Origin of the sequence: Bacillus cereus group sp. BfR-BA-01379 (genome assembly GCF_022663605.1) — a bacterium.
Lineage (GTDB): Bacteria > Bacillota > Bacilli > Bacillales > Bacillaceae_G > Bacillus_A > Bacillus_A mobilis.
The window spans coordinates 1-22,308 of the sequence record NZ_JAKUFT010000038.1; the positions used below are offsets into that span (position 1 = coordinate 1).

The following is a 22,308-nucleotide window of genomic DNA, read 5'->3' on the forward strand; positions in this document are numbered from 1 at the left end:
AAAAAGTGCAGATTATTGGGTGAATCATCTGCGACATGTAGTGAAATTTTCTGAGGGAATTAAGCATCTACTATCGGATACGGAAAATGTTTTTGTGGAGGTTGGACCAGGTAGAACATTAAGCAGTTTTGTTAGACAACATACTCAAGGAGAATCTAGTTGCCCGATTGTAAATACTGTAAGGCATCCGAAAGAAAAAACTGATGATGACAAGTACTTACTTCAAAGTATTGGTAAGTTGCATATTCATGGCGTGAAAATCGAGTGGTCCAAGTATTTTTCGCAAGAAAGAAGATATCGTGTTCCGCTCCCTACGTATCCTTTTGAACGACAGTTCTTTAGCCTCTCTAAGGATATTGAAATGGAAGAGAGGTCCCCTTTATCGCAAAGCGACTATGTAGAAGAGCTAAAGGAGAATATTATTCCGAAAGATGATAAACAGCGGAAAATTATAGAATCATATAAAAGAGTTACGGGAGTAAAACAAGTTAGTATCCATGATGATTTCTTTGAATTAGGAGGTAGCTCACTAACGGCTATCAATGTTGTTTCGAGTTTGCAGAAGGATTTTGATATTTCTATTAATCATTTATTTGAATACCCTAGAGTCTCTGATTTAGCGCAACATATGACATATAAAAAGGAGAAGACTATTCCAGATGCATTAGCAACTTATCTGATTGCTAGAGGAGAAAGGCATCGGTTGATGGAGGAGAAGATAAGAGGAGACATAGCGATACGAAGTTTATATGATGATAGAAACAAAAAGTATTACGGAATCAACCTTTCTTGCCAAGTCGGCTATAAGGAAGTTCTATTGACAGGAAGCACGGGATATTTGGGCGTTTACTTATTACATGATTTATTAACTGAATTAGATTGCAATGTACATTTAATTATAAGAAGTGACAATTGTATAAAAGCAGAAAATCGCATTAAAGAAAAAGTTTGCTCTTATTTTGGAACATCTTTTTATGATAGGTATAAGAAAAGAATTTTTGTATATAGTGGCGACCTGACAAAAAAATATATGGGTTTAGATCTGCCGAACTATCAATATTTGAGTGAAACAATCCAATGTATTATACATTCAGCAGGTAGTGTTAGTCATTATGGGAAATATGAAAAATCCTATGAAGCAAACGTTCTAGCCACGAGAAATGTAATTGATTTTTCTGTTAAGGGAGTAAAGAAAGATGTGAATCATATTTCTACATTGGCTGTAGCTTCTGGTGTGGTAAAGAATAAAGAAGACATATTGTATACAGAGTATGATAATGATTTAGGGCAAATTATTGAAAATCCTTATCCAAAGACAAAGTTAGAGGCTGAAAAGATTGTACTGGAAACGAGGGATAAGGGGATAAATGTAAATGTTTTTCGAGTGGGAAACATCGGTTTTGATTCTAAAACAGGAAGGTTTCAAGAAAACATAGAGCAGAATGCATTATACTCAATGATGAAATCATATATAAGAATTGGATTGGTTCCAGAAATGGAAAGAGATATAGACTTTGCATGTGTGGATGATGTTAGTCAGGCAATTATTAAGTTGTTCAATAAAAAAGAATTAATGAATGAGACTCATCACATTTTCAATCCTAACTATGTAAGCTTATCAGCTCTTTTAACAACGTATGGATTAGACATAGACGTAAAAGAAACCTCAATTGAAAAATTTATAGATTATATCTTTGATGAAAAACAAGCTAATCAACATGCATCTGATATATATAATTTACAGCTGCATTGTATAGGAGATGAATTGAAAACATTTAATGATGTTGAACAAACATTGTTCCATATAATGGGGGATAAAACGAATATGCTTTTAAGAAAAACGGGTTTTGTATGGAATAATATTACAGATGAAATGACTAAAAAAATGATTAGATATGGTCAAAAAGTGAATTATTTCAAAAAACATTAAATATAAAGTGGTGATAATTTGAAGTATAGAGAATATTTTTCACTAACTCATCCTCAACAAAGGATTTGGTATATGGAGAAAATTAATCCTCATCAGCCATTGCATAATATTGGGGGAACAGTAAAGATACAAGGAGAAGTGGATTTTGTTTGCCTTGAGAAAGCAATTAATTATTTTATAAAACAAAATGATGGAATCAGGCATCGATTTGTAGAATCGGATGAGAAGGTTCATCAATATGTGGAGGAATATCATAAATATCAAGTACGATATACTATTTTTAATAGTCATAAGGATTTAGATGCCTGGGTTCAGCAGGAAGCTGCGAAACCTTTCGATATCAATGAGCAAGACTTATTTGATTTTGCTTTGTTTAAATTACGAGATACTAAAGAAGGGGGATATTTCGTTAAGGTCCATCATATAATTTCTGATGGTTGGTCTATGAATCTTTTAACTGAACAGGTTTGTAATGCATACACTCAATTTTTGAAAGGTGAAAAAATAACAGATCAGCTTAATAGTACCTATATGTATTGCCTTGAGAAGGAAGAATCCTATTTAACTTCAAAAAGATTTATGAAGGATAAAAAATTTTGGAATGAGAAGTTTAGTAAGCTTCCAACTGTGAAGCGGAAGAACGAAGTAGATTGTGCAAAGGCAAATAGAAAAACATATTCTTTAACAAATAATCAATCGGATGAAATTAAACAATTTGCTACTGGCATAAATGTTTCTGTGTACGCATTCTTTGTTGCCTTATATTATATTTACTTAAATAAAGTAAATGGACAGGATGATTTAATTATTGGAATGCCTGTACTTAATCGAGCGGGAAAAAATGAAAAAAATATTGTGGGGATGTTAACAAGTACTATGCCATTTCGTCATACTGTTGATAGTGAAATGACAGTTTTAGATTTTATAAAAGGCATTAATCGTGAATTGGTTCGCTGTTATTATCATCAAAAATATCCATATGATGTATTGGTGAAAGATTTGGAATTAAAGAAAAAGGGATACGGTGATTTATTTGATACATGTATTAACTATTACAATACAAAACTTCCTACTGAAATTAATGGTACACCAATAGAAAATGAAGAATTTTACAATAGGAATCAGATTTATTCAATTCAATTGATTATTCGAGAATGGTCTAGATTAGGAGGATTTAATCTAGATATAGATTATAAGGATCATATGTATACAGAAAAGCAAATTGAACAAATGTATCTTGGAATCAGTCATTTACTGAATCAGATGTTGGAATCGCCTAATAAAAAGTTGATGGAATTAGAAATTTTACCAGAAGATATGTGGGATAAATTGATATATGAATTTAATGCAACGAATAGGGGGTATCCAAAGAACAAGACAATCCATCAGCTTTTTGAAGAACAAGTAGAAAGGACACCAGATAAAGTTGCAATTTGCTTGGGAGATAAGGAACTTACGTATCGTGAATTGAATGATAGATCTAATCAATTAGCGAGATATATATTAAAGAAAAATGTAACAAAAGGTACAGTGATAGGAATATCAACTACGCATTCTCTAGAAACAATTATTGGAATTTTAGGGATTTTAAAAGCGGGAGCGGTATATTTACCTATTGATCCACAATACCCATCTGAACGGGTCAATTATATGCTGCAAGATTCAGATATCAATATTCTGTTCACTAATTTTGATATTTCGCATCAATGGGATCTCTCTTTGTATGCGATTGAGGTTATCCATATAAATTCAGCTCATATTTATATGGGAGATACTTCTAATATTAAAAATAGAAGTGAGCCGACGGACCTCGCTTACATCATATATACATCGGGTTCTACGGGAAACCCTAAAGGTACAATGATTGAACAGAAAGGATTGGTTAATTATATTTCTTGGGCAAAGCAAGTATATGTAGGCGCAAGTGAAAATGAAGTTTTTCCATTGTATTCATCTCTTGCTTTTGATCTTACTGTTACAACTATATTTACCCCATTAATTAGTGGTAATCAAATTATTATTTATCCTGCTGATGAAAACGAATATGTATTATATAAGATATTTAAAGAAAAAAAAGCAAGTATTATTAAATTAACCCCATCTCACTTAAGTTTATTGAAAGATTCAGAAATATATAAGTGTTCAATCAAAAAAATTATTGTTGGTGGAGAAAACTTAACAGTAAACCTTGCCGCAAGCATACAGAAAAAATTAGGTAGAGAAACAAAAATATATAATGAATATGGGCCCACAGAAACAGTTGTAGGATGTATGATTCATCAATTCGATATTGAAAAAGATAAAGGGATATCTGTTCCTATTGGTGTACCTGCACAAAATATGAAGATATATCTGTTGGACTCCGATCTTCGGCCAGTACCAATGGGGGAGGTTGGAGAAATTTATATCTCTGGGGAGGGTGTTGCAAAAGGATATTTTAACAATCAGGATTTGACACGAGAGAGATTTATTGTAAATCCATATTCGACAAAAGAGAAGATGTATAAATCGGGTGATTTAGCAAGATTTATTGAAGGGGATAAGATCGAGTATGTGGGAAGGAAAGATGATCAAGTAAAAGTTCGTGGGTTCCGTATAGAACTAAAAGAAATCGAAATAAACTTGCAAAAACATCCGAGCATTAAGGAAGTAGTAGTGATTGATCAAGAGGATTATGATGGAAATAGCTATCTTTGTGCCTACTATATTGAGAATGTTAAGGTGAAGACATCCGAACTATTTAGATTCTTACAAGAAAGCTTACCAGTTTATATGATTCCTTCGTATTTTATTGTGTTGAAAGAAATACCGTTGACGTTTAACGGAAAGCTGGATAGAGAGGCTTTGCCGAAACCTGAAATTAAAATAGAGAAAAAAACTGAGGGCGAGATAGAAAGTGATTTAGTAGGTATTATACGTGAAGTATTAAATGTTGAAAAAGTAAGTATAAGAGACAACTTCTATCATCTAGGTGGGGATTCCATTAAAGCAATTCAAATTTCCTCTAAGATACGTGAGAAAGGGATTAAAATAAAAACAAAGGATATTTTGGCTAATCCAGTTATTGAAGATATGGTTTTATATTTAGAAATGAATAGCACAAAAGAGCAGAAGAGTAATCAACAATGTGTTGGTAGTATTGAAACGATACCATCTATCTCATGGTTTTTTTCGCAAAATTTGAACAATATAAACCATTATACACAGTCGGTGTTAGTCAAAGTAAGGGATGACATTGAGGTTGGGATACTTGAATCGGCATTTAGCTTATTAGTTTGTCATCACGACGCTTTTCGCTTGAATTACCGGATGGAAACGAAGGAATTATTTTATAATCAAAATAATTACAATAAAAAAATAAAAATAGAATCATTCGATTTATCTGAATTATCGGAATCAGAACAAAGTGTTCGTATTGTTAGTATTGGAGAAATATTGAAATCAAGTTTTAATATTGAAAATGAAATTCTTCTTAAAGTTTGTATATTTGATTTAGGTAATTTCGGTAAAAGAATATTGATGACAGCTCATCATTTAGCTGTTGATGGTATATCGTGGCGAATTATTTTTGAAGATATAAATCAATTATATAAACAGATAGAAAATAAGGGGAAACCGTCTTTGCCGCCAAAAGATAATTCGGTACAGGATTGGGCAATTGAGTTGAAGAGAATAAGTAAACAAATTTCAGAATCAGAAAAGCGATACTGGGAGCATGTATATCAATATGAAGAGAAATCATTTAATGATTTTGATTTAGGATTGGATCGTATGGAATTTTGCGAGAAAATGATTAAGAAGTTAACAGAAGAAGAAACTATGCAGCTGTTACAAAAAGCAAATGAAGCTTATCGAACAAAAGGTAATGAGCTAATGCTTATAGCGCTATCATTGGTAATGGCTAAGTATATTAAAACAAATGATGTGATTATTGAAATTGAAGGGCATGGGCGTGAAGAATTAAATGATGATATCGATGTATCGAGAACTATTGGATGGTTTACGAGTCTATTTCCAATTCGGTTACAATTTGAGGATACAGATATATCACAACAAATTAAACAATTAAAAGAGCAATTGCGTGGCGTTCCGAATAAAGGTCTAAATTATGGAGTTTTAAAGTATATTTCGAAGGAATTAAGTTGCGAATCTCGAAAACATGTTCGTTTTAACTATTTAGGTGATTTTAATGCTACATTTTCCAGTGGGATTTTTGAGTTTGCGTATGAAAATTCCGGTCAAGATAACAGCAATAAAAATGAGATGGATTGTTTGTTAGATATCGTTGCGTATACAGTAGATAAAAAGTTGAATTTGTCGATTACGTACAGCAAAAACAAATTTAAACAAGAAACAATATCCCAATTTTTCACAGAGTATATGAATCAATTGAGAGATTTGATTCAACATTGTTGCCAGAGAAGACAGGTTGAATTCACTCCATCTGATTTTGAAACGGCAAACCTCTCGAATGAAGATCTTGAAAATATATTTAATATATGATATTAGAGAGGAGTCATTCAATCATGATGAGAGTAAAAATTGTTTTGATTACCCTTGTAATATTATTAAATGTACAGATATTATTTGGGATTCAAATAGCAAATGCAGAGAATGATAGAATGTTTACGGAAAACGATAAAGAACAACTAGACTCGCTTATAAAAAAACAAATGCAAGAAGCCAAAATTCCTGGAATGTCAGTGATAGTAGTCAAAGGTGATCAAGCTGTATATAAAAAAAGTTTTGGCTATTCAAATCTTGAGAAAAAGCGACGTGTAACGGAAAAAACATTATTTGAAATCGGTTCGAATAGTAAGGCGTTTACAGCTCTCGCAATATATCAACTTGTTCAAAAGGGGTTAATTGATTTAAAGGACCCCGTTAGCAAATATTTGCATTGGTTTCAAATGACATATGAAGGTAATTATAAAGGAGAACAACTTAATAAAAATGTTGAAATAACTCTTGAACAGCTTTTATATCATACGAGTGGGATCCCTTTTCATACGATTGGGGACATACCTATCTCAAATGATAATGATGCGTTGGAAAATACAGTTAGAGAAATATTAAATCAAAAATTGGAGACATATCCAGGAGAGCAATTCAATTATGCTAGTATTAACTACGATATTCTAGGATTAGTTATACAAAAAGTTACCAATCAATCTTTTGAACAATACGTTCAGAATAATATATTAAACCAATTTAATATGAGTAATACTTTTTTGTTTAGAAAAGATGTCGCTAAATATGATATGTCAAAGGGGTATAAAATAGGTTTTTTAAAGCCTATAGAGTTTAATGCACCTATTTATCGAGGGAATACACCCGCAGGTTATTTTATCTCAAATACTGAAGACATGGAAAAGTGGCTTCGTATGCAGCTTGGGATATATGGACTAAGTGATGATCAGCAAAAGGCAATTTATAGTACACATATACCAAACAGATCAGTTCCACCATCTGAGGATGGCTCTTCTTATGCCGGAGGGTGGCAAGTTTTTCAAAATGGTCCTGGTGAAATATCACATGCAGGAAGTAATCCGAATTTCTCCTCTTTTGTTGTATTTCATCCTCAAGAGAAGTTGGGAGTTGCGGTGATGGCTAACATGAACTCCGATTACACTCAAAATATTGGCCAAGGTATTATGGACACACTTGTGGGGGAGAGTGTGGTGACAAACGGTAAAGATATGTATAAGAGTATCGATGCTTTTTCTGTTACTGTACTTTTGTTTATGGTTCCTTTTTCAATTATTACTCTATACTTTATTTTCATAGTTATGATTCAGGTGTATAAGAAAATAAGGAAATTGGAAAAAAATAAATTTAAAAGTATTTGTATCCCCTTCATAACGTTTCTGTTTGCGTTCTTAGCTGGGTATGCGCTTTATAAAATTCCATTTGTATTTTTCGGGAGACTTTCTTGGGATTTTGTTAATGTTTGGTTACCTATCAGTATGAGTTTTGCGGTATGGGCTACTTTAATTGGTATTGTACTGTTCTGCCTATATTTATCTTTAATAATTATTTTTCCTTTGCATGATAAGAAAAATTTTTTTCCGATTTTTGTGTTGAGTGTAACCAGTGGTTTTGGAAATGCGATGATTATTTTTATTATTAATGAAGCTTTAACTATAAGTAATTATTCAAGCAACAATAGTCTATTTTTATATTTTTTGCTAGGAATTATTACTTATGTATTAGCGCAAAAATTGGTACGGACGCAGTTGATTACCATTACAAATAATCTAATTTATGAAAAAAGGATCCAGTTAATTAACGATATATTAAAAAATCCTTATGAAAAAATTGAAAAAATAGAGTCAGAAAGAATTCAAACCACCTTAAATAATGATACAGAAGCTATCAGTAATTATGCTGCCACCATAATTACTGGTTTGACTGATTCAATTACACTTTTATGTTGTTTGGTTTATTTGGGAGTAATTAATGTTTATGGACTGCTTGTTTCTATTGCAGTTATTTTGGTTGCAGCAGGTATGTATTATGTAGCTGGAAAATCAGCTAATAATCTTTGGGAACAAACAAGAAATATCCAAAACACTTTTTTTAGATATATAAACGATCTTATTGGCGGTTATAAAGAGTTAAGTATAGGAAAGTCAAAACGAGAAGAGTTTGGACAAGGGATGCAAGAGAGCTGTGAGGATTATAAGGATAAGCGGATTCAAGGTGGTCTTAAGTTTGCTAATGTCTTTATTATTGGTGAATTGCTGTTTGTTATGGTAATTGGGGCTGTTACATTTTTATTTCCGCTTTTATTTAAAGGGGTACAGAGTGAGTTTTTAAGAAGCTATGTTTTTGTTTTTCTTTATATGACAGGGCCGCTACATAGTATACTCAATACTATCCCTAATGCGATTCAAATGAAAATTAGTTGGAAGAGAATAAACGATTTTTCAAGGTATTTAAAAACTGAAACTAGTAAGACAGACGTAAACAGTACTTTGATGCCTCAAAGTAAAATAAACATGGAGATTAAAGAGGTAGTATATCAATACGAAAGTGAACATGGAGAAGCTTTTCAAGTAGGGCCAATTAATTTTGAACTTAAATCAGGAGAGGTTGTATTTATAACCGGTGGCAATGGTAGTGGTAAATCAACTCTTGCTAAACTAATTACAGGTTTGTATTCTGCAAATAGCGGAAACATATTTGTTAACAACCAAGAAATAAATCAGGAACAGTTAAGAGAGCTATATTCCGCAATATTTAGTGATTTTTATTTGTTTACAAAAGTCTATGGTATTGACTATGGTTCAAAAGAAGAAGAAATAAAAAAATATTTGAAAATATTACGTATCGATGAAAAAGTACAAATTCAAAATGGAGAATTTAGTACAACTAAACTTTCAACAGGACAACGAAAAAGACTAGCGCTATTAATTAGCTATTTAGAGGATAAATCTATTTATCTATTTGATGAATGGGCGGCAGATCAAGACCCTGAATTTAGACATTTTTTCTATACAGAACTATTGGCTGAATTAAAGGGAAAAGGAAAAGCTATCATTGCTATTACTCATGATGATAGGTACTTTCATATCGCGGATAAAGTTATCAAGATGGAAAGAGGGAAAATTATAGAAAATATGCAGAAGCATAATTATTTAGATTCATTTGATTGTCTCAAGGAGGAGCTCAATGATGATAAAATTGGATAAACAAAATGTGGAAGATATTCTTGGTTTAGCGCCAATACAGGAAGGGTTGTTATTTCACTATTTAAAAAATCCTGAAAGCGATGAGTATTTTGAACAGATATGTTTGGGGATTTCAGGTAGAGTTGATGCAGGATTGTTTACGAAAGCTTGGGAGGCGGTTGTCCAAACAAATGAGCAGTTACGTACACTATTTCGTTGGGAAAAAGTGAAAACTCCTGTTCAAATAGTATTGAAAGAACATACCCCTCATATTAAAATAATTGATCTTACACACAAGAGTGAAAGTGAAAAAAATATTTTACTAGAAGAGATAAAAGTTAAAGATCGTGAAAAAAAGTTCGATCTTCGAGAAATACCATTCAGGGTTACTTTGTGCATATTAGCAGAAGAAAGATATGAAATGATTATAAGTAATCATCATATTATATATGATGGTTGGAGTAATGGAATTATTTTAAAAGAATTCCTAAACGCATACCGATGCCTTAGTGAATCAGAAACTTACAATCTGCCTACTAAAAAAAAATATAAAGATTTTATTAAATATATTCAAAAACAGGATAAAGAAAGGCAGAAAGTATTTTGGCAAGAGTATTTAAAAGGATTTAACTCGCAAAATAGATTGGAAGTAACAAAAAAGAAACATAAATCAATTCGAAAAGATCATCAGTATCGTATTCGATTTTCAAGGGATAAGTTGGAAGGATTTGCGAAGGAAAATGAAGTTACTCTTGCCGCCCTTGTTTATAGTTTATGGGGAATTGTGCTACAAAAGAATCATAATTGTGATGACATTATTTTTGGCTCAACTATTTCCGGTAGAGCAGGAACATTTAATGGGATTGAAGAAATGGTAGGCCTGTTTATAAATACAGTTCCATTAAGAGTCAAAAAGGATGCTGGCGAAACATCTATAGAACTTATCAAAAAATTAAATAAGACATTGCAGGATTGGGAATTGTATGGAACATCATCTTTGGTAGATATAAAAAAATATAGTGAATTGGAAATAGAAAACGATCTTTTTGATACTATTGTTGTTTTTGAAAACTATCCTTTAGATCAAACGATACTGAAAAACAAAAATAGAATCGCTTTGAATTCATATTCCACCTTTGAAATGACTAATTATGGCTTATCTATTAGTATAAGTTTGCACAAAGATATTGAGATATGTTTCAGTTACAACGAACAATTATACGAATCATCTAAAATTGAGCGTTTAGCTCAACATTTTACTATAATTGCAGAAGCAGTCATAAAAAACCCTCAAACAAAAATAGAAGAGATTGATATCGTATCTATTGAAGAGAAAAAACAAATCCTTTTGGAATTTAATAATACTCGTAAAACATATTCAAATCAGTTGACGATTAGTCAGTTGTTTGAGCAACAAGCGATGAAAACCCCGGATAATATTGCGATTGTATATAAAAATAAGACTATGACTTATGAAGAATTAAATGATATGTCCAATAACTTATCAAATGAACTGCTTAGAAAAGGAGTGAAAAAGGGTGAGATTATTGGAATCATGACGGATCCATCAATTGAAATGCTAATAGGGATAATTGCTATTTTAAAAGTCGGAGCTGCATACTTGCCAATTGATCCAGAATATCCAGAGTCAAGGAAAATGTATATGATACAGGATAGTCAAACAAAGTTCATATTGACCAGTAAGGATTTAATTAATAAAAACGAATATGTGATTGGAAAATTCAGCAATGATTGTGTTTTTGCATTGGATAATAGTGGGGATTTTTCAGGTGAGATTCTTCTACCAAAAGTAAATCTTAGTCCGAATGATTTATTTACGGTTTTGTATACTTCAGGTACTACAGGAAAACCTAAAGGTGTAATGTTAGAAAATCGAAATGTTGTTAATCTTGTTCAGTGGTTTGGAAAAACATTTAATATAACGGAAAAAACGAATCTATTACAACTAACAAATTATGTGTTTGATCCGAGTATTGAGGATTTTTTCGGTACATTACTTTATGGAGCGACATTACATATAGCCGAAAAGAATTTGATTTTAAATAGGAAGCACTTTTGTGATTATGTTGATCAACATGAAATTCATATTATTAATTTCATACCGACTGTATTAAAAGAATTATTATGTCATGATCGCAAATTACAGAGTTTACACACAGTTATTTCAGGTGGAGAAAGACTAGAAGAATCATTAAAAGATGCACTGATTGATAGAGGATATAAATTATATAATAATTATGGTCCAGCAGAAACAACAGTGGATGCTTTAAGTATTGAATGTTCCGAAAGTACAGTCTCTTTAGGGAGACCGATTTCAAATGTTAGATGTTATATATTGGATAAAGATAAAAATATTAGCCCAATAGGTGTTCCTGGTGAGTTGTATATTGCTGGAGACGGTGTAGGAAGAGGTTATTTGAATATTCCAGAATTTACAAATGATAAGTTTATGAATGATCCCTTTAATCCAAATGATCGCATGTATAAAACAGGGGACTTAGGAAGATGGCTTCCAAACGGAGAAATTGAGTTTCTTGGACGAGAGGATCATCAGGTGAAAATCAGAGGGTATCGGATTGAACTTTCAGAAATTCATAATTTAATATTAAAAAGAAACTACATTGAAGATGCTGCTGTAATTGATTGGGAAATTAATAATGGAAAAAAAGTTATCTGTGCATATATCGTTTCCCATGTTCAGATTAACATGGAGGAACTTAAGGAATCTTTAGCAAAAGAGTTACCAGATTATATGCTTCCGTCATACTATATTCAGCTAGAGAGTCTGCCCTTAACTTCGATAGGAAAGCTTGATCGAAGGAACTTACCGGTTCCTCAAATTCATACCTATAAAGGTTACGTTGCTCCAAAAAATAAAGTTCAAGAAGAACTAGTAGAGGTATGGTCTGCAGTATTGGGTCTACATCAGAGGGAAATTGGTATACATGATAACTTCTTCGAGTTGGGAGGAGACTCGATTCTAAGTATTCAAATAGTAGGTAAAGCTCTTCAAAAGGGTATAGAGATTACCGTGAGTCAGATGTTTGAGAACCAAACGATAGCAGAACTGGCGGATTGTATTGTAGATATTAAAGAAAGCTATAGTGAAGATCAAATAGAAGAACCTGAGACTGGTGAAGTGCTTCTTACACCGATTCAAAAGTGGTTTTTTGAGCAAGATTTGGAAAATTATCATCATTGGAATCAATCTGTGCTATTGGAAACACAAGCAGGTATAAATCCGGATTTGTTGCATGAAAGTTTTCGTATACTTACAAATTATCATGATAGTTTTAGGCTCCGTTATTATCAAAGAGCTGGAGAATGGATTCAAGTTTATTCAGAGTCTGATGAGAATGTGTTATTTGAATTACATGATTTTAATAATAGTCATATGCATGAAATTTTATCAAAATTGCATTATGAATTAAACATCACAGATGGGCCATTAATTAAAGTTGCATATTTTGATTCTGGGCATCAGGAAAAAGGAAGGTTGTTTATAACAGTACATCATCTTGTAATAGACGGATATTCATGGCGACTTATGCTGGACAACCTACAGATGATATATGAACAGCTTACAAATAGTGGTTCTGTTCAACTTCCCGTGAAAGGTCTCTCTTTTAAAAAATGGTCTGAGCATATCTATGAATATGCTTCTTCCAATCAGCTAAAAGATGAACTTGCTTTTTGGAAGAACAATGTCCCTTCTTCTATAAATACTATACCTATTGACATGGAAGGGGGGAGAAATGATGAAAAATCTGCTCGTACACTTTCTTTTATGTTGACGGAGAAAGAAACAAAGTATTTACTGCATGACACGTATCAATTATTTAAAATGAGAATTGATGATATTCTGCTTTCCGCACTTTCTAGTACATTAGCAAATTGGAGTGGTGAAACACTAGTTGATTTGGAGGGCCATGGTAGGAATACTTTGTTAAAAGAGTACGATACTTCAAGAACTATAGGATGGTTTACTTGTGTCTATCCTATTGTTATAGGCGACATTGAAAAAGAGAAGGGCATAGCAGAAATATTGAAGGAAGTAAAAGAGCGGTATCGTGCTATACCAAATGGTGGAATTGGTTATGAAATTTTATATTACTTAGCAGAGAAAGAGATGCGAGAGCAAATTTCGTCTAGGAAAAGGGCACAAATAAGCTTTAATTATTTAGGACAGTTCGAGCAAGCAACTAAAAAACAGCAGTTATTTAATATATCGGATGTGAATACAGGACTAACCCGTGATTTGAATGGAATTAGAAGTCACTTGCTTGAAATTGAATGTATGATCGTTGACAAAAAATTATGTGTAGAATGGAAATACAGTGCGAATAGTCATTTGGTTGAAACAATTCAAGGCTTGGCAAAGGACTTTGTCAACAATTTGAAGGATATAATTGACCACTGTCAAACAAAAGAAGGCACATATTTGACGCCTTCAGATTTCCCTCTTGCCTCCATAGATCAAAAGAAAATTGATGAATGGCTTGAGGTATATAAAAATATAGAAGATATATACATGCTTTCACCTGTACAACAAAGTATGGTTTTTCATCATATCTACTCACCAAAATCGTCAGTAACTGTGGAGCAAACAATATTTTCAATAAAATCAAAACTAGATATTGAGATATTTGAAAAGGTTTGGCAAAAACTTTTAGATAGACATGAAAGTTTAAGAACATCATATCATTGGGAAGGACTAGAAGAACCTGTACAGATTGTTCATAAAAATATAAAAATTCCTTTCCAAGTTTTAGATTGGACAAATTTTTCAAAATCTGAAGGATTGCAAAATTTAGAACAACTTATTGAGGAAGATCGTAAAAAAGGATTCGATCTTTCAAAACCACCACTTATGAGAATTTTGGTCATTAAGCAAGACGAGTATGCCTATGATGTAGTATGGACACATCATCACCTCCAGTTAGATGGTTGGTGTAATAGCATCCTCTTTAAAGAACTGGGTCAGTGTTATGAAGCCTTATGTGTTTGTGAAAAGATAACATTTGGACACGTATATTCATTTAAAGATTATATCGACTGGTTACGTAGGCAAGATAAGAAGAAAGCGGAACAATTTTGGAGAACCGCGTTAGATGGATTTAAAACACCTATACGATTCAATAATATTTTTCCTGCAAAAAATTCAAATCAGTTATCCGCTTTTGGAGATGTAGTATACGAAGTGTCTGAAGATAAACAGCAGATAATTCAAGACTTTACTAGAAAGAATCGGATTACACTAAATACTATGATTCAGGGGGCCTGGGCAATTCTTTTAAATCGCTATTCCCAAGAAACAGATATTATTTTTGGGGTAACTTCATCAGGGCGTCCAGCTGAGTTAGAAGGTTCGGATTCAATAATTGGTTGCTTTATGAATACTCTTCCTTTTAGGGTAAAGATAAATAAAAATGTAAATTTGATTAAGTGGCTTAAAGATGTACAACTGAAGCAGGTTGAAATGCGTCAATATGAATATACCTCACTCGTTGACATAAGAAGTTGGATTGATATGCCAAGAAGCTCTGCCTTATATGATTTGTATGAGAGTATTGTAATTGTTGAAAACTATCCATTCGATGTGAAATTGAAAGTTGGAATTGGTTCATTACAAGTGAAATCAGTACGTATAGATGAACAAATGGATTACCCTTTGGTTGTTTATTGTAATCTACAACCAAAGCTGCAATTGAAGCTACTATTCAATAGTTCCTTTTTAAATGAAACGGAAGCAAATCAGATACTTTCGCATTTAATCAATATTTTGTGGGAAATGCTTGTTAGCGAAGATGATAAGTTAGAGGATATCTCAATGATTTCCGAAAAAGAACTTACACATATTTTAAGTGATAATAATTCTACTTGGTTGGATTATCCTAAGAATCAATGTTTTCAGGATTTATTTACTGATCAAGTAAAATTAAATTTAAACAAACCTGCTGTTATACAGGGGAATGAAAGTTTATCTTACACAGAATTAGATATACTTTCAAACCAGTTAGCACATAAGCTCATTAAGTTAGGGGTCGGGCCTGAAATACCTGTGGGAGTGTATGTTGAACGTTCACCTAAAATGATTGTAGGGATTTTAGCAGTTTTAAAAGCTGGTGGAGCTTTTCTACCTATTGATATGGATTATCCTGGAGAAAGAATAAATTTGATGTTGAAAGATGCCCAAGTACCTATATTACTCACCCAAAATAATTTACAATCGAAGATTAGAGATTATCAGGGGCATACCGTTTGTCTTGATATAGAATGGGATTCAGTGCTCGAAGAACCAAAAAAACAACCGAGTGTTAGAATCGAACCTCAGAATTTGGCATATATCATCTATACTTCGGGTTCTTCTGGTCGACCAAAAGGTGTAATGATGTCTCATGAAGCAGTTGTAAGCCACTCCATTGATATTCGCAAACGTTATGAGCTGACACCAGAGGATCGTGTTCTTCAGTTTTCTTCGATAAGTTTTGATATTTCACTTGAACAGATTTTTACAACACTAGCTGCAGGAAGTTCTCTTGTTTTGCGTGATAAGAATATATGGACTCCGTATCAGTTTTCTCAGAAATGTGTTGAACTTGGACTCTCAGTTGTTAATCTACCTACAAATTATTGGGGCGAAATTGTACAAGAATGGTATACAAGACCAGAAATAATTCCAGATAGTAAGCTCAGACTCGTTATAGTTGGTGGGGAACAAATGCCAGCGGAGAAAGTAGGGATGTGGGAACAGTTACCTTTAGAAGATATTATTTTATTAAATGCATATGGCCCTGCTGAAACGGCGATGACAAGTACTTTATATGAAGTGTCTGGAAAAGGAACTAAAAGCGCCAATTTAAAATTTATTCCCGTGGGAAAACCACTTGCTAACAGGCGCATTTATATCCTTGATGAGAATATGCATCCTTTGCCAATTGGAGTGAAGGGGGAAATATTCATAGGTGGCATACCTTTAGCTAGAGGTTATATTAACAATTCTAAGTTGACGAAGGATAAGTTTATTCGAGATCCATATTATCATAATTATGGAAAAATGCTTTATAAAACAGGAGATATGGGGAAATTACTTTGCGATGGTAACATTGAGGTTCTGGGACGGAAGGATGACCAAACAAAAATACGAGGGCATCGAATTGATATAGGAGAGATTGAAGTTGTTTTAAACAAATGTGATAGCATAAAAAACTCTATAGTTGTCGTGAAGAATGGAGTAGCAAATGATAAGTATCTTGTTGCATTCTATGACTCCCCCTCACATGATACAAATAATCAATGCAGTATAAGGGATTTTTTGCGGAAGAAACTTCCTGAATATATGATTCCTTCTTATTTTATTCAACTAGGAAGTCTTCCACTCAGTCCGAATGGGAAAATTGATCGGAAGTCCCTAGAAAGCATGGAGATTAAAGTAGAGTTTGATGAAGAGTATCAAAAACCTTATAATACGATACAACAAAAACTTGTAAGTATTTGGGAAAGGATACTGGGAACTGATAGTGTAGGCATTAACCATCATTTCTTTGAAATTGGGGGGCAATCGTTAAAAGCAATAACACTTGTTTCTGAAATTCATAGGGAATTTGAAGTTGAACTTCCACTTGGAAATATATTTGCATCTCCTACTATTAAGGAATTGGCTGTAATCATTGAAGAAATGATGGGGAAAAAAGAAACATATGAAGCGATTTGTCTAGTAGCACCACAGGAGTATTATGAAGTCTCTCCAGCACAAAAAAGTATGTATATTGTTAGTCAATTGAATGGTGCATCTACAAACTATAATATTACCGGAGCAGTATTTCTTGAAGGGAAAGTTAATATAGTACAGATAGAAAAAGCATTGCAAGCTTTAATTAATCGCCATGAAAGCTTGCGAACAACATTTAAACAAGTACAAGGGAAAATAGTTCAAAAAATCCATCAGAATCCTGAATGGAATATGCAACACTTGTATGCAGATGAACAAAATTTTGAGAGTGTTGTTGAAACATTTATTAGACCATTTGATTTAGAGAAAGGGCCTTTGTTCAGAGCGGCAATTGTGGAGGTGCGATCATCATCGAAATATTTGCTTGTTTATGATATGCACCATATTATATCCGATGGTTTATCAATGGGAATTTTAATTAGAGAGTTTGCATCTCTTTATCAAAAAAATAATTTGCCAGATGTAAGAATTCAATACAAAGATTTTTCAAACTGGCAAAACAAAATGATAGAATCCGGGAACTGGAAACTAAAAGAACTTTACTGGCTTGAAATATTTTCAAAAGAAATACCATTACTCAATTTACCAACTGATTATCCAAGATTAGATGAGCCAATGTTTGAAGGTGATGTAGTTCAATTTAATTTGGATGAAAATTATACATCTAAATTAAATGAAATCTCAAGCCGAAAAGGAGCTACTCTGTACTCATTATTACTTTCGACATTCAATATATTATTGTTTAAATATAGCGGACAAGAAGACATTATAATCGGAAGCCCAGTAGCAGGAAGACTGAATTCTGAATTAGAAAATGTGGTAGGTATGTTTGTTAATACACTTGCGCTCAGAAATTATCCTACTTCAGAGAAACGGTTTGAGGATTTTTTGAAAGAAGTTGCAAGCCACACACTTCAAGCTCTGGAACATCAGGAATATTCATTTGAGATGCTCGTTGATAAGCTACAATTGCGAAAAAATGTGAATCGTCATCCTCTGTTTGATGTGATGTTTGCTTTTGAAAATGTTGATGCAGTAAGGGCGGAAATAGGTGATTTTGAAATTAAACCGTACGAGTATACGAATCGTACATCTAAATTTGATTTAGAGCTGAAAGTAACTGAGCAGGATGGACAACTTCGTTTTATATTTGAATATAGTACAGGTTTGTTCCGTAAAGAGACGATGGAACGAATGGCGGAACATTTTGTTAAAATTATTGATACTATCATAGAGGACATTACTATTCCAATTGAGGAAATTGATATAGTAACCATGAAAGAAAAAAATAGAATAGGTGATTTTAATAATACTGATACTTTGTATCCAGAAGAAAAAACGATTAAACGTATATTTGAAGAACTGGTGGAAAAACATCCGAATCGTACTGCTGTAGTGTTTGGACAGAGGACAATAACTTATAAGGAATTAAATGATAAAGCAAATCAATTAGCTAAACACTTGATTAAGAAGGGGGCAGGAAGTGATACAGTAATCGCTTTATTAGCTGAGCCTTCTATTGAAATGATCATTGGACTATGGAGTATTATTAAAAGTGGGGCAATTTATCTACCCCTTGATCCGGAGTTTCCATTAGAACGAATAAATAGCATGATTGAAGACAGTGATACAATTCTTCTTTTGACCCAGTCTCACTTATTAACTTCTAATAATTTTACTTGTGAGGTTATGGAATTGGAAGATAAGAGCTTATTTTTTGAATGTCCTTCAAACATAGAAGAAAGAAGTACAGTTGATAATCCAATATATATTATTTATACATCTGGTACTACTGGGCTCCCAAAAGGGGTACCAATTAAGAATCAAAGCTTGGTAAATTATATTTCATGGTTCACACGAGAAGCAAGTATAATGTATAGTGATAAAACACTATTGGTATCTTCTTTTGCATTTGATTTAGGATATACAAGTTTGTATACAGCTTTATTAAATGGATGTGAGTTACATTTGGTCCCAAAAGAACATTATATGCTCCCAGAAACCCTTATAACATATTTGAAAGAGAAAAAGATAAGTTATATAAAATTGACTCCTTCACTATTCAATTATTTAGTTAACCATCGCGCGATTGAAGATTATGAGAATTGCATGGCACTAAGGTTAATCGTATTGGGCGGTGAAGAATTGAAGTCAGCTGATATTAGTAAGTTTAATAGGGTGTATCCGCAAACTGCAGTTATGAATCACTATGGACCTACAGAAACCACTATTGGCGCTCTATTTAACAAATTTAATGCTACTGATTTTGACCTTGTATCCAAGAGAACGATTATTGGAAAACCAGTAGATAACGCGAAAATATTCATTTTGGATAGGGATCAAAAACTTGTTCCAATTGGAGTGGCTGGTGAAATTTGTATTGGTGGAGTAGGAGTGACAGAAGGTTATTTGAATCAAATTGATTTGAATAGCGAAAAGTTTATTACGGTTTCACCTTTGGGACATGAAAAAATCAAACTCTATAGAACGGGAGACATAGGGAGGCTCACATGCCATCAAGAAGTAGAATTTCTCGGAAGAATGGATAATCAATTGAAAATTCGAGGATATAGAGTGGAGTTAGAAGAAATAAATTCAGTACTGTTGCAACATGATATGGTACTTGATGCAATTGTTGTTCCAAAAAAAGATAAAGAAAATAATAATATACTATGTGCTTATATTGTGTTGAAAGAGAACGAGAATGGGTCGGGAATAAGGGAATACCTTTCAAGTAAGATTCCTTACTACATGATACCCTCTATTTTTATTAAGTTAGATAGAATTCCTTTGACTCCAAATGGTAAGCTAAATGTTAAAGCGCTCCCAGAAATTAAGGATGAATTATTGATAAAAACTAATTATGAACTGCCTGAGGATCCAATTGAAAAAACTGTTGCACAAATGTGGGAAGAAACTCTTAATGTTAAGCAAATTAGTATGAATGACTCGTTTTTTGAAATGGGTGGAAACTCATTGTCGTTAATGCTTTTAATGGCAGAGATTCATAAAAAGTTTAGTGTAGATATATCGTTAAGAGAAGCGTTTAAAGCACCAACAGTAAGAGGTATAAGTAAGCATATAAAGAAAAGCTATGAAAGTAAGTATGTGTCATTAAAACCTGTAGAAAAGTGTGAATATTACGACCTTTCTTCCGCTCAGAAAAGGATATATATACTACAACAGATGGTAGAGGTTGGAACTAGTTACAATATGCCAAGAGCAACTTTACTTGAAGGTGAAATCAACCTGGATAAATTGGAAAAAGCTTTTTGTGAGATTGTAAAGAGACATGAGGCATTTCAAACATCTATTGAAGTAGTAGATGGTGTGCCCAAACAACGAATTCAGGGAGAAGTAGATATAGAAATTAGTTATTCTGTTTTAGGTGAACATTTATGTTCTAATCCATCAAGTAAGCTAAATGTCGAACTGGAAAAAATAATTGATGAATTTATTGAACCTTTTGACTTAAGTAAAGCTCCTTTAGTAAGAGTTAAGATCATTCGCTTAAGTAGTCATAAACATGTGCTCTTAACAGATATGCACCATTTGATTTCAGATGGATATTCAGTCAATATTTTACTGCAGGAGTTATCAGAATTATATCAAGGAAAACTGTTACAGGAAAACCCTATTCAATATAAAGAATTCGTTTATTGGCAGAATGAGTTTTTAAAGACTAGTGCTGCAAGTATACAAGAAAAATATTGGTTAGATGTACTTTCAGGGGATCTTCCAGTATTAGATATGCCTACAGATTTTCCAAGACCAATTATACAAAGCTTTGAAGGAAATAGTTTTATTTTTGAAGGAGGAAATGGATTAAAGCAACGTTTAGACAATTTATGTTTAGAAACAGATACGACATTGTACATGATTTTGTCTGCAGCTTATAGTATTTTATTATCAAAATGTTCCTCGCAGCACGATATAATTGTAGGAATGCCTATTTTAGGGCGGACACATTCTGATTTGAAAAATATCATTGGTATGTTTGCAAATACTATTGCAATTAGAAGTTTCCCCATTGAGAAAAAAAACTTTACGGAGTTTTTGTCAGAGATTAAAGAACAGTTAATTAAAGCGTATGATAATCAAGATTATCAGTTTGATATGATTATTGATAAGTTAAAAATTAAGAGAGACTTAGGGAGAAACCCTATATTTTCTACAATGTTAGCTTTTCAAGAATCTCAAATCAATGAAAATATAATGGGGAATTTGAAAATGACGCCTGTTAAATACAGAAAGAAAATTTCGAAATTTGATCTAACCCTATTTGTAGAAAAAGGAAAAAAAGAGTTATTTTTTGAATTTGAATATGCAAGTAGTTTGTATAGAATGGAAACCATTAAAAAATTAGCGGAGAATTTTTTAGGCATCTTAGACACGATTAGCTCAAATAAGGATATAAAATTAGAAAATATTAAGATTGAAGGGTTAGTAATCGAGAATACAGAAATTGAAAATGTCAAATTTAATTTTTAAGCTAGATAAGATATTTGTTATTGAGGCTATTCCTAATATGATACGTTAGGAATAGCTGTTTCATGTAAATGCATTCTTTAACCATATACGAAAAATAAAAGGATATATTGTATAGAAAAGGATAGCTTTTAATTATAATTAAAACGATGATATAGAAGTGGCGATATAAAGGGAGCCCTCTATCATGGAGGGATTTAAAGAAGTGTTTCATTTTGTTGGGGATAGCGGTATCGCAATTCAAGTAGTACTATATGTTTTTACGAAAAGGTGTTACATAATAATAATCTGTATCCATTTATAATGTGACACTTTTTTATTTATCCTGCTATTTGTGGAGATGAACAAAAAAATACTTATTAAAGATTCATTTTATGTCTTTTTCAATGTGAACGATTATTGAGAATTATGATTATCTGGAAGAGTATTACGTAACAACGTAATACCTTTTTATTTATTCTGCT

Annotated in this window: 4 protein-coding genes; all 4 read left to right on the plus strand. The window is 32.6% G+C overall.

Annotated features, from left to right (window positions below):
* On the plus strand, nucleotides 1–1,930 hold a 1,930-nt coding region (locus MR113_RS15645; protein WP_242255355.1), incomplete at its 5' end, for an SDR family oxidoreductase.
* A gap of 18 nt (nucleotides 1,931–1,948) precedes the next feature.
* Complete coding sequence (locus MR113_RS15650; protein WP_277929708.1) at nucleotides 1,949–6,433, plus strand: amino acid adenylation domain-containing protein; 4,485 nt, start codon at nucleotides 1,949–1,951, stop codon at nucleotides 6,431–6,433.
* Between the two features lie 23 nt (nucleotides 6,434–6,456).
* On the plus strand, nucleotides 6,457–9,624 hold the full coding sequence (locus tag MR113_RS15655) for a cyclic peptide export ABC transporter (protein WP_242255359.1): 3,168 nt from the start codon (nucleotides 6,457–6,459) through the stop codon (nucleotides 9,622–9,624).
* Nucleotides 9,608–21,847 carry a non-ribosomal peptide synthetase gene (locus MR113_RS15660; RefSeq protein WP_242255362.1) on the plus strand — a complete coding sequence of 4,080 codons (12,240 nt, stop codon included), beginning with the start codon at nucleotides 9,608–9,610 and terminating at the stop codon, nucleotides 21,845–21,847. The genes MR113_RS15655 and MR113_RS15660 overlap by 17 nt, the downstream gene beginning before the upstream one ends.
* Nucleotides 21,848–22,308 lie beyond the last annotated feature (461 nt).

Bases quoted from the DNA above. Each gene is read 5' to 3' on its own strand.
- MR113_RS15660 (WP_242255362.1), top strand. From the start codon at position 9,608: ATGATAAAATTGGATAAACAAAATGTGGAAGATATTCTTGGTTTAGCG.
- MR113_RS15655 (WP_242255359.1), top strand. From the start codon at position 6,457: ATGATGAGAGTAAAAATTGTTTTGATTACCCTTGTAATATTATTAAAT.